This is a genomic window from Pseudolactococcus insecticola, assembly GCF_011170065.1.
Classification (GTDB): Bacteria; Bacillota; Bacilli; order Lactobacillales; family Streptococcaceae; genus Pseudolactococcus; species Pseudolactococcus insecticola.
Window position 1 is genome coordinate 52,924 of sequence record NZ_BLLH01000011.1, and the last position, 17,416, is coordinate 70,339.

General features: G+C 36.6%; 8 protein-coding genes. 4 read left to right on the forward strand and 4 right to left on the reverse strand.

Translation table 11 applies throughout. The annotated features are described in order from the left end of the window. Window positions 1-192: 192 nt before the first annotated feature. On the reverse strand, window positions 193-639 hold the full coding sequence (tnpA, locus tag Hs20B_RS08640; protein WP_172357594.1) for an IS200/IS605 family transposase: 447 nt from the start codon (window positions 637-639) through the stop codon (window positions 193-195). Between the two features lie 99 nt (window positions 640-738). Here tnpA and Hs20B_RS08645 point away from each other — a divergent pair, with 99 nt between their 5' ends. Beyond that, entirely contained in the window at window positions 739-1,941 is a 1,203-nt protein-coding gene (locus Hs20B_RS08645) for a transposase (protein ID WP_228407535.1), read from the forward strand. A gap of 231 nt (window positions 1,942-2,172) precedes the next feature. Here Hs20B_RS08645 and Hs20B_RS08650 read toward each other — a convergent pair whose 3' ends face one another. After that, entirely contained in the window at window positions 2,173-5,661 is a 3,489-nt protein-coding gene (locus Hs20B_RS08650; protein ID WP_172357596.1) for a MucBP domain-containing protein, read from the reverse strand. A 177-nt stretch (window positions 5,662-5,838) separates the two neighbouring features. Then, window positions 5,839-10,713 carry an SspB-related isopeptide-forming adhesin gene (locus Hs20B_RS08655; RefSeq protein ID WP_172357605.1) on the reverse strand — a complete coding sequence of 1,625 codons (4,875 nt, stop codon included), beginning with the start codon at window positions 10,711-10,713 and terminating at the stop codon, window positions 5,839-5,841. A gap of 282 nt (window positions 10,714-10,995) precedes the next feature. Between Hs20B_RS08655 and Hs20B_RS08660 the strand changes: the two genes are divergently transcribed. The 3 genes from Hs20B_RS08660 to Hs20B_RS09650 all read left to right on the forward strand — a co-directional run bounded on the left by Hs20B_RS08660 (window position 10,996) and on the right by Hs20B_RS09650 (window position 12,839). After that, window positions 10,996-11,187, forward strand: coding sequence for a type II toxin-antitoxin system HicA family toxin (locus Hs20B_RS08660; RefSeq protein WP_172357607.1), 192 nt, complete (start codon window positions 10,996-10,998; stop codon window positions 11,185-11,187). Window positions 11,188-11,219: 32 nt separating this feature from the next. Then, window positions 11,220-11,609 carry a type II toxin-antitoxin system HicB family antitoxin gene (locus Hs20B_RS08665; RefSeq protein ID WP_172357609.1) on the forward strand — a complete coding sequence of 130 codons (390 nt, stop codon included), beginning with the start codon at window positions 11,220-11,222 and terminating at the stop codon, window positions 11,607-11,609. A gap of 315 nt (window positions 11,610-11,924) precedes the next feature. Further along, complete coding sequence (locus Hs20B_RS09650; RefSeq protein ID WP_191088438.1) at window positions 11,925-12,839, forward strand: hypothetical protein; 915 nt, start codon at window positions 11,925-11,927, stop codon at window positions 12,837-12,839. 67 nt (window positions 12,840-12,906) lie between these two features. Here Hs20B_RS09650 and Hs20B_RS08675 read toward each other — a convergent pair whose 3' ends face one another. Further along, complete coding sequence (locus Hs20B_RS08675; RefSeq protein ID WP_172357611.1) at window positions 12,907-17,184, reverse strand: HlyD family secretion protein; 4,278 nt, start codon at window positions 17,182-17,184, stop codon at window positions 12,907-12,909. Window positions 17,185-17,416 lie beyond the last annotated feature (232 nt).

A 17,416-nucleotide genomic window follows, 5' to 3' on the forward strand; every position in this document is an offset into this window, starting at 1 on the left:
TAATAGCCTAAAACATAGCAAAAAAACAGGCACTTTTAACTACGTTTTTCACGAAGAAAAAACACTAGCAGTGAATTTTGCTAGTGCTTTCCCTTTTAGTTTGACTTCACAATATCTCATCGACAATTATTATAGGCGAGCGAAAAACCCCTCATTTCAATGGGGGGATGTAAGCATGCACTACACTAATATTTATTTCTTGCTAGCAGGTCGCCCACTCGCTGCTTTTTGGGTTCTTTGGTTTTTAATGTAGTTTGCGACTGTATCTCGTGACATATCGCCTAGTGTACTCATGAAATAGCTATTCGACCAAAGATGACCACCCCAGAGCTTTTCTTTAGTTTCAGGAAATGCTGTGAACCATAGGCGTGCTGATGTGCCCTTGAAAGATTTAACTATACTGGTAGGTGCATATTTAGGTTTGAAACTGATTAACATATGAACATGGTCTGGCATGACTTCCAAATTTTCAATCTTCACCTCATTGTTTTTTGCAATATCGTAGAGTATTTTTTTCATCTTTAAGACTTGCTCTGGCGTTTTAAAAATAGAACGACGATATTTAGTTACCCAAACTAGATGAAAATGAAAATTATAAACGTAGCCACGTTCATGAATTGGTTCTCTTTTCTTTGACAAACGTAATCACCTACACGGCATTTTTTAAATGGCATGCGCTTTCTTTTTGGTTATTATATGATATAATAAAGTATACCATACGAAAGGAGAAAAAAGCAAATGCAAAAGTTGAAAGCTTTCAAATTACGGCTATATCCCAATGCTTCACAAAGAGAACAGATTGATATTACAATCAACCATTCACGCTATGTTTGGAATGAAATGCTTGAGATGCAAAAAGCTCGCTATAAGAATAACAAAAATGCTAAATTCATTAATACGTTCGGCATGAATAGCATATTGACTGTTCTAAAGCAAGAGTTGAAATGGCTTAATGAAGCAGATAGCACAGCTTTGCAAGAAACAAATCAACAATTAGCAGATGCCTACAAACGGTTTTTTAAAAAGTTAGGTGGACAACCGCGATTTAAATCTCGTAAGTTCGCACGTAAGTCTTACACGACTAAAATGGGAATGAGCTTAATTGATGACAAACATCTTAAATTAGCTAAATTAGGCGCAGTGTATTTCAAGGCTAAGGCTATTCCAAATGGAAAAATAAAACGTGTCACAGTACGTATTAGTCCAACAGGGAAATACTATGCCATGGTCTTAGCTGAAACAGAAATTAAGCCTTACGACACAACTGGTAAGTCAGTTGGTGTAGACCTCGGTTTAGCTGATTTAGCTATTCAATCAGACGAATACAAACTACCTAATATTCGTTTTGATAAACAGTTAGCTAAAAAGAAACTTTACTGGGAGGTACGATTAGCTAGACGACGTAACAGGGCAATACAAGTGATACACAACACAAAAAAATTGACTGGGCAGGAATTGACACTTGATGATTTTAGCAACTATGCGAGAGCCAAGCATATGATTGCTAAATACTCGGAAAAGATTGCCAATCAACGATTAGACTACTTGCATAAGTACACCACACAATTAGTCAAAAACTACGACGTGATTGCCATTGAAAAACTTCAAGCAAGCAAAATGATGAAAAATCATAAACTTGCACGGGCAATCGCCAACGCGTCATGGTATAAATTGAGCGAGATGTTGGCTTATAAAACTGAATGGTATGGCAAAACGTTAATAAAAATCGACCCGAGTTATACAACTCAAGTCGACTATGAAACGCAAGAAGTCATAAAACATGACTTGTCTGTTCGCAAATACACTAATAGTTTTGGACATCTAATTGATCGGGATATAAACGCAGCCAAAAACATTTTGGAATGGGCGTCAGACCCAGAAAAACACGCTGTTATTTTGGAACAAATTTCAAGAAATAAAACACGCGTTACAAAAGCGTAAAAACTTGTATAGGCAGGAATTGCCTTTGGTTAATAGCCGTAACCTCTGCACTTCTTTTAGAGAAGTGTAAGTCAGCGGTGTTCCCAGAAACCCGTTTTTTCAAAGACGGGTGATTCATATATCCAATCAAGCCAAAAATAGCTATAATCAGAACGTATTTAACAATCTCGATGAAATAAGGGAAAAGGTCGCGAAATAAAACTGTCATAGCTCACCTCTAAAAATTATCTTTTAGATTTCGCCTTCACGTTTCTTCTTCATGCTTTTAGCAACAAGGCCAAGGCTTCCAAGTGCCATTGCAGCCAAGCCAGCAGCAATTTCTGCAACGCTTTGTGCTTCGCCTGTTTCAGGCAATGTTTGAGCTGTTGCAGGAATAGTTGGTTCAGCCGATACTGGTGTTGCATCGTAAGTTACAGGAGCTGGTGTTGCTGCTACTGGAGCTGAAGTTGGAGTCGCTACCACTGGAGCTGGAGTCGCAACAACTGGTGTTTTCTTATAGTGATAAATAGTATTTCCGTCTTCATCAGTTGTTGTATTCACAAACGTATAGCCTGGAATATCTTTTTTAGGTTGAGTACCTTCTTCTTGAGGAAGAAGTGGGTTGCCATCTTCATCTACAAAGTCAGTTGTTACTTTAACAACTGGTTTGTAATGATGAACGGTATTGCCGTCTGAATCAGTTGTGGTATTAACAAACGTATAACCTGTAATATCTTTTTCAGGTTGAGTACCTTCTTCTTGAGGAAGAAGTGGATTACCATCTTCATCTACAAAGTCAGTTGTTACCTTAACAATTGCTTTGTAATGGTGAACAACATTACCATTTTCATCAGTTGTAGTATTAACAAACTCATAGTTTGGAATGTCTTTTTTATCTTGAACGCCGTCCTGTTGTTCAGCGAGTGGATTACCATCTTCATCTACCCAGTTAGTTGTAACAACGTCAGCTTTATAATGATGAACAACGTTGCCATCTTCATCAGTTGTTGTATTCACATAAGTATATTTAGGAATATCTTTAACTGGTTGTGCACCTTCTTGTTGTGTAGCAAGAGGGGTGTTATTTTCATCAACCCAGTCAGTTGTAATAACTGCTACTACTGGTTTATAATGATGAATAGTATTTCCGTCTGAATCTGTTGTTGTATTAACAAACGTATAACCTGTAATATCTTTAACTGGTTGTGTGCCGTCTTGTTGTGTAATCAAGTCTTTACCATTTTCATCAACCCAGTTAGTATGCACTGTAACTACTGGTTTATAGTGATGAATAGTATTACCGTCTGAATCTGTTGTTGTATTTACAAATGTATAACCTGTAATATCTTTAACTGGTTGTGTGCCGTCTTGTTGTACAATCAAGTCTTTACCATTTTCGTCAACCCAGTTAGTATGCACCGTAACTACTGGTTTATAATGATGAATAGTATTACCGTCTGAATCTGTTGTTGTATTTACAAAAGTATAACCTGTAATATCTTTTTTAGGTTGCGTACCGTCTTGTTGCACAAGCAATGGTGTACCATTTTCATCAACCCAGTTAGTATGCACCGCAACTGCTGCTTTAGGTGTTACTTTATAATGGTGAATTGTATTACCGTCTGAATCTGTTGTTGTATTTACAAACGTATAACCTGTAATATCTTTTTTAGGTTGTGTGCCGTCCTGTTGTACAAGCAAGTCTTTACCATTTTCATCAACCCAATTAGTATGCACTGTAACTACTGGTTTATAATGATGAATAGTATTACCATCTGAATCAGTTGTTGTATTTACAAACGTATAGTCAGGAATATCTTTTTTAGGTTGGGTACCATCTTGTTGTACAACCAATGGTGTACCATTTTCATCAACCCAGTTAGTATGAACTCCAACTGTAGGGGTTACTTTATAATGATGAACAGTATTGCCATCTGAATCAGTTGTTGTATTTACGAACGTATAGCCAGGAATATCTTTTTTAGGTTGTGTACCGTCTTGCTGTACAATCAAGTCTTTACCATTTTCATCAACCCAGTTAGTATGAACTGTAACTGTAGGGGTTACTTTATAATGATGAACAGTATTGCCATCTGAATCAGTCGTTGTATTTACAAACGTATAGCCAGGAATATCTTTTTTAGGTTGTGTACCGTCTTGTTGTACAATCAGGTCTTTGCCATTTTCATCAACCCAGTTAGTGTAAACTGTAACTGTAGGAGTTACTTTATAATGATGAACAGTATTGCCATCTGAATCAGTTGTTGTATTTACAAACGTATAGCCAGGAATATCTTTTTTAGGTTGTGTACCATCTTGTTGTACAATTAATGAATTACCATTTTCATCAACCCAGTTAGTATGCACTGTAACTGTAGGGGTTACTTTATAATGATGAACAGTATTACCATCTGAATCAGTTGTTGTGCTCACCCAGGTATAACCTGTAATATCTTTTTTAGGTTGTGAACCATTAACTTGAGCGGAAATACTTTTACCATTTTCATCTACAAAATTTGTTACAACTGTTGGTGTTGGTGTAACTGGCACAGTAACGTCAACGTCTGTAGAAGTAGCTGTATCACTTGAAGTATCTTTTGCAGGAGTTGTTGGAGGTGTTACATCAGCATCTCCTGTGGTATTTGAATTAGTAGCATTACTTGTAGCACCAGTTGCAAGTGGCACACTAGCAGAATATTCTGCTGATTGGACTAATGAAGCAAATTCTGGGACAACTGCAGCTTCAGATTTAGCTTCATCTGCACCTACAAAAATTGAACCATTAATAACTTTATAAAGTCCTGTTACATATGTGTTCAAAGCATTTGTAAATGCTGAATCAGCGTTTGTTTGATTACCATTAGCATCATAAAGTGCAATACCCATTTTAGTCATCAAGGCATCAATATCACTTGCCGAAGTTGTTTTAGAAGTATCTACAGTTTTAAGTCCAGTATATCCAGAAATTGCGCTATCAACATAAGTTTGAAGTGCTGTTTTAAATGTAGCATCAAGTTTAGCAACTGTGGCTGAATCTACTTTAGCAGCTGTTGCTTCAACATCTGCAAGTGAGCTTGAATTAGCCAAATTTGTAATTGCTGACTTGCCGTCAGTACCATCAATTGTCCCAAGAACAATATTAACAGCACTATTACCAGAAGCATCTGTTGAAATACCGATTACAGTTGCGTTAATATCAAGAGGTGTATCAGCACTGTAAGAAGTAATTGTTTTACCGCCATTAGCAGTAATTTTTGGTGCACCTGTTGGCAAGTTTGAGTTAATGAAATTAACTGCTGTAATAATTTGCGCACCAGTTGCATTATCTGCTGTAACACCTGCAAGACCAGTAGCTGACCATTTGGCATAAAGTGTTTTAGCTGCAGGCACTGTTGAAGATTTAAGAGCGTTCAATGACGTAAAGATAGACGTCAAATTTTGCTCTGTCGGTGCAACCATGTATGATCCCAATTTATTATCTGTTGATGTGAATTGGAAAGGAGCTGTGTCCAATGCTTTAGACAAGTCACCAGCTGATAGAGCTGATTTAATTGCTGTTGCATTTGTATACAAAGCTTTATATTCGTCTAATTGTCCTGCAACATAAGCATCAAGCGATGTTTGTGAAACACTATCAGCACTTGCTGATTGAACATTAACCAAAGCACCTGCTGCGACACCAAATGCACCTGCTGCGCCGAAGGCAACGCCAATACTTTTTTGTTTTTTAGAAAATTTCATGTTTTTCCTATCCTTTATTTTATATTGAGGGGCTTCCCACCCACTTGCATAGACAATGATTATTTTATGCGCTATGTCGCTTTACCATGTAACAAATAAATTGTACTAAATAGTTTTCTTTATAAAAACCCACTTTTAACTCAAGTTATTAGGTAATTATCTTTTTAAGAAATTATTTTATGCTTTTTTTACTGTTTTCTTGTAAGTTAGTATCCAACCACCCCGCGCATTATCAAATGTCACTGATGAAAGTTCATAACCTGAATAGTTAATAACAACGGGTGCTACACTTACAGTACCAATCATAAACGTACTGAATGTATCATCCTCAGGTACTACTACTTCAGGAGCTGTTGTTGATGAAACAGCAGTAGTTACTGTTTGTGTTGTGAGTGAAGTTCCAACTGGTGGATTAGCTACTAAATCTACTGCTGAACCCGTCATAATATAAACAGGAATTGAATACATTTTAGTAGTTTCATTATAAACTGCTTGACCTAAAACTCTACCTGCTGGAGCTGTAAATCCATTCTTTTCATAATCAGCTTTAGTCATAGTACGTGTATAATCAAGCGTTGACGTAAGAAGATTATCAATATTAGTTTGAAGCGCTTTATCTGCAGCTGATGTCGAAGTTGTCAAATCTGTAATTTTAGCATCTTCAATTGATTTCAATTGTGCAATTGCGTCAACAACTTCGCCTGTTTCTTTATATACTGGAATTGACCACAGTTTTGTAGTGGTATCATAAGTTGCTGTTCCTAAAACTTCACCAGCAGGAGCTGTAAATCCTTTAGCTTTATAATCAGCATCACTCATGACACGTGTGTAATCAAGATTTGATTTAAAGATAGCATCAATATTAGCTTGAAGTGTTTTATCTGCAGCTGTTGTTGAAGCTGTCAAATCTGTAATTTTAGCATCTTCAATTGATTTCAATTGTGCAATTGCATCGACAAGTTCGCCAGTTTCTTTATAAACTGGAATTGACCATACTTTTGTAGTTGGATCTTGAACAGCATCGCCTGCGATATATCCTGCAGGAGCAGTAAAGCCTTTAGCTTTATAATCAGTGTCACTCATGACACGTGTGTAATAAAGATTTGATTTAAAGATTGCATCAATATTGGCTTGGAGTGTTTTATCTGCTGCTGTTGTTGAAGCAGTCAAATCTGTAATTTTAGCATCCTCAATTGATTTCAATTGTGCAATTGCGTCAACGAGTTCACCTGTTTCAATATATACAGGAATTGACCACAATTTTGTAGTACTATCATAAGTTGCTGTTCCTAAAACACGTCCTGCTGGAGTTGGGAAACCTTTAGCTTGATAATCAGCATCACTCATAACACGAACATAATCGAGATTTGAATCAAAGATAGCGTCAATGTTAGCTTGAAGTGTTTTGTCTGCTTTTGCACGAGCTGCCGCTTCATCTGCGTCTGCTTTTGCACGGGCTGCTGCTTCATCAGCAATTGCTTTTGCACGAGCTGCCGCTTCGTCTGCGTCTGCTTTTGCACGAGCTGCTGCTTCATCTGCAACTGCTTTTGCACGAGCTGCTGCTTCATCAGCAATTGCTTTAGCACGAGCTGCCGCTTCGTCTGCGTCTGCTTTTGCACGAGCTACTGCTTCATCAGCATCTGCTTTTGCACGGGCTTCTGCCTCTGCCGCCAAAGCTTTATCGGCTGCCGCCTTAGCATCTGCATCTGTTTTAATACGTGCTGCTGTTTCCTTATCCAGATTGGTTTGAACTGTAACAATCTTACCATTCAAGTCAATCTTAGCAGCGTCCAAATCAGCAGCTACTTCATCAATATTTTCTTGAAGTTTTTTATCAGTATCATCTAACTGATCAAACTTATTGAGAATATCTGTTGATGATGTAAGCGAATTGTAAGTAATCACCCAATCGCCATTTTTATCAAGTGTTGCTGATTTAACAAGTGTCGCATTTGGAATAATAGGAGCATCAGGTTTAACTTTTGACGTACCAGCAATTGTAGCGAGCAATGGGTCTCCATTTTCATCCACATAGTGAATCAAGTTTGCGACACCGTAATCATAAGTGTTAGTTGTTACTTTATTTGAAAGATACTCAACACCTTGAATAATATTTTTATATTGGTTAGGAATACCTTCTTTAGCGCCAACACGTTTTACTTGAACGTATACGTCAGCACCAAATTCTGATTTACTCCAATCAATTTGATCCAAAAATTCTGGGTCAAAGTAGATATAAACTGTTTGCAAGTTTGTATCATCAGAAGTACGACGCAATTCTTGAGTCGTATATTTAGTAATTTCACTACCAGCTTTGATTACACGACCACTTTTAAGAACAATATCAGTAGTAGCTTCTACCATATAAATACCATCATATTGGTCATAATTAGGATCAATCAAATCATAAAATTCATAAGACTCAACACCATACGCCAAGTTTTTCGGCAATTCTGCGCCTTCAAGGCGATAATCGAATACTTGATTAAGTTGAATTTCACTACCTGCAAGTGAAGTCAAATCACCAACACGTGCGATAACATCTTTTTGTGGGTCAATTTTAGGAACAGTATTTGTTACTGTATTTGACTTATAAAGATTACCAAAGTCAATTTGATAAGCAACGTTACTGTAAGAACCACCTTCTACTGATGGATTTTTCAATGTTACCATTGGTTGAACGATTGTAACTGTATTACCAGTTTGAATATAGTTTTTATTAAAGTCTGCAACATTATCTACTGAGTAAAGGATAAACTTACCGTCAATTTTTACACCTGCATCTTTAACATATTGTTGAACGTCTGCTGGCGCATCAGCAATTGAATCGTAGATTGTATATGAAATCCCACTTACTGCATTACCATTTGAATCAATAAACTTAGGTGTTTTAACTGAAACAGCGCCTTCTGGATAATCATCAATATAGTAAAGTCCTTTAGTCATCATCAGAGAATCGACGTTAGACCCTTTATATTGATTCAAGTCCCATGTAATATGATATTCATTTACATCACTTGGCAACAAGTTATAGCCATCAATTTTAACACCTGTGTCAGTATTGTAGTTATGCTTAGTTGGATCAGCAGAGCTTGTTTCAAAATAAATCGTATTTGAAGTTGTTTGATACTCATCGTTAATCGTCGTTTTAAAATTAAAGGCATATGTTGCATCATCATCATTAAGCGTAATAAACGCAATTGGTGTTGGTACATCATAACTTGCATCTTTATTAAGGTTGATTTTTGTAAGTAAATCAGTTGTAGCCGTGAATGTCAAAATATGAAGAACATCATCATAAGAAACATTAAAACCATCTGCTAAAGCACGTTTTTTAGTCAACGTTAAATCTACAGTAGCATTTGTAGGGACTTTCATTTCCATAACATAATTATGGAAAACTACCATATCGTTTGATTGCGTACCTTCAATTTTTTCACCACCACGATATGCTGGAATATCATCGTTATCCATCTTAACGCCGATAGTTTGACCTTTAAGCGCAACGTATGGATCAGATTTCGTCCCACTATCACCATAAGCAGTTGATTCATCACGGTTAGTACCATCAGCTGAATTTTCAGGTTGAGAAATAATATCATAAAGATGATAAGTTAAAGATGGTTTTTTAGGTTTAGTTGCTTGATAGCTAGCTTCCCAAGCAGTTGCATCATAAGTGTAAGTCGGAATTGAAACACTGTATGTTTTTGGTGTATAAACCAGAGTTTTATAAGTAACAACTGGTAGTGTTGGAGGGACTGGCCCTTGTGTAGTTGTCACTGATCCATATGAAATACCTTCTTGACTTACAATATCAGTTAAAACAGCACTTATAGAAGTAAAATTAGTCCCATTGTCTGCGTTATATTTAGCAATAACACTTGAAATATCAGCTGCCGTAAATGTTGCCGGAAGTGTAGACACACCCATTGCAGATTTTAAAGCGACTTGAATTTCTGAATTAAAAGTAATATAACTAACATAAGCGTTAAACTTATCAGCTGTTGTATAGCTTGAATAAGAAGTAACTGGTAGAATAGTTCCTGAAATAAGCGTATTTGCTGCAATTAAATCGACAATATCCTGAGAGGTTGTCATAGCATTGATTTGTGTAGCTGTAATACCTAAGTTAGGATTGTTGGTAATATAAGCAACTGCTGCTGTTTTAACATCAGCTAAGCTACTTGAAGCAACTGTTTTATTAAGATAAGCAGGACCTTCAAGTGTTTGCAACGCTAATTGCTTAGCATTTTGAACATTAGTTACCGCAGTTGAATAGTTTGAAACCCAATTGCTATAATCTGCTACCGCAGCATTATATTTAGTATTAGCAGCTTTAGCTTTAGCAATAATACTATCGTAATAAGTTGAAACATTACTTGTAGTAGCTTCTACTGTACCAGTATTGCTTAAAGTAACACCTGAAAGATTATTTTGGTCAACATTAAATTTGTTAGTTGCAGTTGCAAGATCACTTTCAAGTTTATTTTGAGCAGTAACTTTAGCCAAAGCATCTGCAGCATCGCTTGCAACGTCACTGTTAGCATTTGTCAAATAAGTATTAACGCCGTCGCTACCAGTTGATTGACTATAAGGTACAGCTTTAGTAGAGGTACTTACAGTAACACCTTGAGCAACCAGTTGGTTAATTAGCGTTTGATTTTTTGCGTTAAATTGATCTACAAGCGCTTCTGCGTCAGTTACTTCTTTATGAGCATCTTGAAATGCTTGTAAGTCTGAAACGTATTTATCAATTTTTGCTTTCATGTCAGCTGTTTGGCTAGCATAGTCAGCTTTAGCAGTTGCGATTGCTTTAGTAATCGCATCGTCTCCTACAGCGACAATTTTAACGTCTGCGTCTTGTGTTGGATCAAGGTCAGTTGAATAGGCACGTTCGATTTGATTATCTAATGCGTCGTGTGTGACATAGACACGTACATCGCCAACCTCGTCATCTGCATGCACAGTATTTTGAGAGACAGCAACAAGACCAATGCCACCCAACAAGGCAGCACCTGATGCACCAACTCTAAATTTAGTTTTCTTATTCATAAATATATGAACCTTTCTTTTTTTAGTTTACAAACTATAAGATACATTATTAAAGAAATCTTTCCAACCCACTTTTTTCCTAAAACAACACTAATCGTTATTTTTTTCAAAAAAAATTGATTTTTTTCTTCTCAAAGATTTCATTTTCACTTTTTTTCTATTGTGAACTTAGCAATGATTCCTTACAGAAAATTCTAAAAGCATATCGGCTATTGAGCAAGCACAATTATTGACACTACGTATAGTACGTGGTATAATGAAATAGTCAGGAGGTAGCTTTAGATGCCAATGACAGTTAGAGAAGCCGAAAGATTACTTCTGAAAGCTGGTTTCGTTGAGGTTAGAGGTGCGGGAAAAGGTTCACACAGGAAATTCAAAAAGCCTGGGTATCCTAGGCCTGTCAATCTAACAGCTCATGACAAAGAAATTTCGCAGACAGTTGAAAAATCTGTAAGGCAGGCAGTAGGCTTATAAAGCCACTGCTATTCTCATTCATGGAGGATAAAATGTTAAAAAAAGTATATCCAGCAGTTTTTGAAATTGACCCAGTAGGCTATGGAGCATATTTTCCAGATATTGATGGTACTGCAACTCAAGGAAAAGATATTCCTGAGGTGCTTGATAATGCTTCGGACGTCTTGGGAATTATGTTAGCTGATTTAATTGAAGAGGGATACGCTTTGCCACATCCCTCTGATTTAAATTCAATACAAATTGATTCTTCAAAACAGTTTGTATCCTTTGTTTCAGTTGATTTAAATGAATATCTAACAATGAATGAACCTGTAAAAAAAACCTTACAAATTCCTAAATGGGCAGATAAGCGAGCTAAGGAAATGGGAATCAATTTTTCTCAAACGCTAACTGAAGCTCTTCTAGAAAAGTTAGAAGCGTGAGTCACCATAGAGTCAAAAAAGGTCACATCATAATGATGTGACCTTTTTTTCCAGTTCACCTATTCTAAAAAAAGTATTTCCTTACAGAAAATTCTAAAAGCATATCGGCTATTGAGCAAGCTCATAGCCGTTTAGCTTTCTATCGAAAGCTAAAAAAAGGGAGGACAATAGTCCCCCTTTTTTCATACATGATACCTCAAAGTAGCTATCAAAAAAATACTAAAAAATCACAAATAATTGTACTTTTTATGGTATAATTAAGATTGAAAATTGGTAAACAAATTAATCTAAAAGAAAAAAGGAAAACTTATAGCTATGAATTCTAAAAACAAACTGCTGGAAAAAATCCAGAAAACATCTAAAAAACATCGTATTATTGCAAGCGTTATTGCAGTACTACTTATTGGTGGTGGTTTGCTCGTCGGTAGCACGCAAGCGTCAGCAACGACTACTGCGGTACCCACAACTCAACGCATGTATCGCCTATATAACTTACACTCTGGAGAACATTTCTATACAGCAAATAAAGCTGAACGTGATTCCCTTGTTCTTAAATCAAAGTGGTACTATGAAGGGGTAGGTTGGATTGCACCAACACACTCTAATACGCCTGTCTATCGCTTGTATAATAAAAATGCAGGTGATCACCATTATACAATCAACAAAAATGAAAAAGATATGCTCGTCAAAAAAGGTTGGATATACGAAGGTATCGGTTGGTATAGCGATGATAAAAAGACAATCAAGGTGCTAAGAGCCTACAACAAAAACGCAAAATCAGGAAGTCACAACTATACAACAAGTAATGCTGAGCAACAAAATCTGATTAAAAATGGTTGGCGAAATGAAGGCATTGGCTGGTATGCTGCTGGTACTGGTATAGGAATAGAACAACTTCGTTATGAAAAAGATGAAAAAGGTGTTTTTACCAGTGAGAATCAAATTATCAATGAAAGTGAAGATATTAAACGTTTTTACCTAGATACTATCATTCTTCAGGGTAAAAAAGAAGGTAAGTATTATGATTTTTCTGCCATACATTATTATAAAACACAAGAAGAAGTAAATTATGCAAACTTAGTTAATTCACTTTTAGAACAAAGAAAAAATGAAATAGAACAATATGGACATGAACTTCCATCAACTAAATACATCCCATCTATAACGCAACAATTAAATGAACTTTACGCTAAATATCCACAGTATAGAAATTTAAAACCTGTAAAATGAATCACCATGCAAATGATTATGTAGCTCAAAAAGGTCACGCGCAAGCGTGACCTTTTTTTCAATCATATCAATCCCCTACCTTAACAGGAATACTAACAACTGGTTTATCAGTAACATTAACTGAAACCGTACCATTTGAAAGTCTTACTATCGTAACATCACTAACGGGCGTTCCTTTAGAAACTAAATCGTAAACTGCATTGAAAATATCAATTTGCGATTGTCTTGTTAGATCATTTGTAACAGTTTTTGTTATAGCATTATTTACAGCAGCTTCTGCTTGAATGAATGGTAATGAGTTACTTACATTACCAGTATATTTAGCAGGATTGCTTGCCATGATAATAACGTTCGTTAATAGATCAAGTTTAACAGGCGCAGCCATAGTTGCAGTTACAGGCGTACTTGTAGATGTACTTACAGGCGTCGCTACTGCTGGATAAACCATTGACAAAGCAATTGTTTGTGTTTTATCATCTACAGTTGTCACTTTCAGTGTTAAATTATCCAGTATATATTGTGGAACATTAGTCACACCATCAGGCACTTTTGTAATAGCTGTTTTAACATAATCTGTCAGCTTGTCAAAATTAGCTTCTTGAATTGCTTTTTCACCAATTTTAGTCAAAACTGCATTGACAATATCACTGACAGTTGCATTACTGCTTAAAGTCACACTTGTAGTAGTTTTATTATCAGTTATAGATGTCGGCGTTGTACTTGTAGAAGTTGTCGAAGTCTTACTATCAGAAGTTACTGGTGCAGCCAGTACAGGAAGTGGTTTCAAGTTTGTCTTTTCGATAATTGATAAAGCTTGACTACCAGCGTCCATAACAGCTTGTGTTGCCACAGGTTTTAAATTAATTGTTTTAGAAATCTCTAAAGCTTGACTACCAAGGTCATCTGTAACAAGCGGTGTCAGTGGTTTTAAAGTAATACTTTTAGAAACTTGTATCGCTTGTCCACCATAATCATTGGTAACAACCCTATCAAGAGGTTTTAAAGTTGTCTTTATAGATAATTCTAAAGCTTGACTACCAGCATCTTCTACAACAACTGTTTTAAGCGGTTTAAGATTCTTCTTAATATCAACGTTGATAGCAACCGTTCCAAAATCTTCAATATCTGGAATATTAGAAGTAAACACTGGTGTTGTACTAAATTGTGCCATCACTGGATTTACAGTTACAACTGGTGGTTTTTCTATTTCATTTGTTGGCGTCAGCAATGTATAAGTTGTCTGTAACGTATCTGGAGTTGGAATCGTTGCTGTATCGTAAGTAATTGAATAGTTTGCTTGATCAGCACTACCAATATTCGCGATGAATTTTTCAAACTTTTCAAGTTCAATTTTTGCTGCAGTAACATCTGGTAACTCGGGTGGCAACACTGGCATTGGTGGTGCTAAGGTATATGCTTGTCCGAAGAACCCTGCTTGAATAGATGCTACTTGTCCTGAAATAGTATCATTAGCTATAAAATCATACCAGATAGAATTTTGAGGAGAAGACGTGTTTGTTAACTGCAGGAAACCTGTGTTTGAAATTGACGTACCAGAATTGTTTGAAACTTTAGTGGTAAAATAAATTTGATTATCTGTATTAGGAACTCCTGGAACGCTTGATTGATAACCAGCACCATCCATAAACACAAGACCATAAGTCCTACCATCAGATAATTTTACAGATTGCCCTGCATCAATATCTGAATAAGACTGAGCTATCAAAACATTTTTATTAGACCCCCAAATTATTGGTAAACCTTCGATTGGGTTTACAGCTATTGCGATTACTTGGTCATTTGAAAAAATTCCCCCTACACCGTATGTTCCTGGCATAAGACCACCTGAGGTAGACAAAGTAGAGAGCAATCCACCTGCTGATCCAACAGCTTTCCCAGTACCAGTAGATGATACATTGCCAGCAGAATTTCCATCAACGTTTACTGAACCACTAATGGTAGTTCCAGTAGTGCCATCAGAACCAACCATAGTGTCTGTAGCAATCATTGCCCAAACTGAAATTCCAAGACCTTCTTCACCAGAAGTAGTAGAATCAGTATCATAACTCTTTATAGAATATTGCACTACCAATGCTGGAGTAATATAGTTACTAGCCATCGCCATATATTCAGCAGTCTGTTGAGGAACTGTTACATACAATTCAGTTGTAAAATCTGCTCTTTGAATATTGCCGTCTTTATCTGTATAGACAATCGCATTTGGAAAAGTCACACTTCCTACATCAATATTAGTTATACCAGCATTGGCTGCATTAATAATAGTACTAGCTGAAATTATTGTTCTAAGTACCAAATCTGGGGATTTGATATTATCATCACTATCCTCAGCTGCCCTATACCCAGCCAGTGCTTCCTGGGCAGCCACATTATTAGCAAACCCCGGCTCAGCCTGCCATACGGTACCACCAGCTCCTGTCAGCGTATTAGTCAGCATCTTCTCAATATCACCAGCGCCAGTGCCTCTATAAAAAGCACTGCTAAATGTCGCTGTTGAAGCAATATTACTAAAATCAGTTGTTTTAGTAATACCATCAAATTGATCCATATTAAGATCAGTATCTTGAATGATTTGTGAAACTGCTGCCGAAACGGTATCTTTAGAAGCACTATTAACAGTATAAGTTGGTTCACCCAATACATCTGCTACTTTTGTAACGCCATCTGCAGTTGCGCCACCACTTCCTGTACCACTACCAGTTTGTGTTTCATTACCATCAGCGTCAAACGCATAACCGTAGAACTTAGCATATGCCGCAGCGTCTTTAACATATTTAGCAAAGGCCACTTGATAAGCTGCATAAGCTGTTTGATAATCTGCCAGTTGTTTCTTCAAGCGTTCAACTTCCGCATATGCTGTATCAATAGCTGCTTGGTTTTCAGCAATAGTTGATGATTGGTTGGCAACAATAGCAGTGATTTTATCAAGTGTCGCTTGCGCTTCAGCTAAAGTATCACCTGACAGATCATATAGAGCATCATTTTGAGGATCACTATCATCACTGTTTGCAATAATTGTTGTTGCATCAATTTTTGATACTTCTAACGGTGCTTGATCGTAAGGCGTATAATCAGTATCTTTTTTAGAAATTTTTTCAATGATACTGTTAATGTTATTGACAACATCGTCTTTTTTAGAAGCTTCCGCAACTAAGGCGTTAGTTTGCTCAACTGTTGATTTTGCTGTTTCTAGCACATCTGCGGCGTCCAAAACAATTTTATCATTCTGCGATTGATTAACTTGTTGCTTATTAGTTAAATCGTTTGAAATAACATCATAGATACCATCTAGTGCATTAGCATTAGCAGATTTATCCGCAATTTTTGCTTGAATAGCTGCTTTTTGAGCTGCAATGCTAGCATTTTCACTATCAAGAAATTTTTGCAAATCGTCTTGATAAGAGCCATCGCCATTAGCATCTGTCAGCGTAATTGTTTTGCTAGATTCATTAGCAGTGACCGTTACAGTAAGGTCGCCATAAGTTTGAGATAATCCTGTAGCAGTTGTTTTAGCATTCATAGAGATACCCATATTAATTTGACTGATAGTCTCTTGTGTGACATCAACTGCGTTGTTAAGTTGTGTTTGAAGTTGAGCTGCAAGTTGAGCATCAATTTCGTTAAACTTAGCAAGCGCTTCTGCTGCTGTCGATACAGAAACTGTTGTGCTTGGGTTATACGTAGCAACCATTGAGCCTGCTTCAACGTTAAGCTTGTTTGCATCAGCAGTGATTTTGTTATTATAATCAATAACCAACGCTTGCAAAGCTGCATAATCTTCTTGTGACGAATCCGCTTGTTTAATTTGATTGATAGCTGCAGTGACATCAGCCAATGCTTTCGTCATTTGTGCTTGCCACTGATCGAGTTTAGCTTGTGCTTCTTGATAAGTAACAGAAGTATCCATCGTATCTGACGCACCGATTGTAATCACACCTTTATCAGATGACGAAACATCATCGCCAGAATAACTAGGAGTAAGACCACCAGCAATGGCTTTATCAATAATTGCTTGATATTGAGCCTGCAAGTCAGCAACTTGTGCGTTCAAACTATTAACTTCTGATTGAGCAGTTTGAAATCTTGCAAGCGCAGCGTTATAAGCTGTTTGCTGGTCTGGTAAATTATAAGTATTACCCAAACCGTCGTAAGTAATAGTTGTATCTGCTGCTGCTGTTGGAGTATCAACTGTTAGAGTTGCTACTGCAGCACCAACAACAACCGCCGCACCACCTAAGGCATAAGCAACTGCTTTTGTACTACCACTTACAGCAACTAACGGTCGAAACTTACTATCAGAAACAGAGCCTGAAAATCGTTTTTTCATGGAAGTTTCCCACTTTCTTTTGTAATATGTTATCCGAAGTTGTTTTTTCAGTTAGTTACTTTAAGAAATCAGCTATAAACAATCACTTAAAGCACAACTTAAAAATTTCAACTTTTAGATTCACTATACAAGATACATTATTAAGAAAAACTTTCCAACCCACTTTTTTACTGATTTGCTACTAATCGTCACTTTTATCAAAAAAAAAACTAGAAGTTTTCTTTCTAATTGC

What these genes read in the sequence shown, in the direction of transcription:
- Hs20B_RS08645 (WP_228407535.1), top strand. Translation starts at nt 739, where the DNA reads ATGCAAAAGTTGAAAGCTTTCAAATTACGGCTATATCCCAATGCTTCA.
- Hs20B_RS08650 (WP_172357596.1), bottom strand. Translation starts at nt 5,661, where the DNA reads ATGAAATTTTCTAAAAAACAAAAAAGTATTGGCGTTGCCTTCGGCGCA.
- Hs20B_RS08655 (WP_172357605.1), bottom strand. Translation starts at nt 10,713, where the DNA reads ATGAATAAGAAAACTAAATTTAGAGTTGGTGCATCAGGTGCTGCCTTG.
- Hs20B_RS08660 (WP_172357607.1), top strand. Translation starts at nt 10,996, where the DNA reads ATGCCAATGACAGTTAGAGAAGCCGAAAGATTACTTCTGAAAGCTGGT.
- Hs20B_RS08665 (WP_172357609.1), top strand. Translation starts at nt 11,220, where the DNA reads ATGTTAAAAAAAGTATATCCAGCAGTTTTTGAAATTGACCCAGTAGGC.
- Hs20B_RS09650 (WP_191088438.1), top strand. Translation starts at nt 11,925, where the DNA reads ATGAATTCTAAAAACAAACTGCTGGAAAAAATCCAGAAAACATCTAAA.
- Hs20B_RS08675 (WP_172357611.1), bottom strand. Translation starts at nt 17,184, where the DNA reads ATGAAAAAACGATTTTCAGGCTCTGTTTCTGATAGTAAGTTTCGACCG.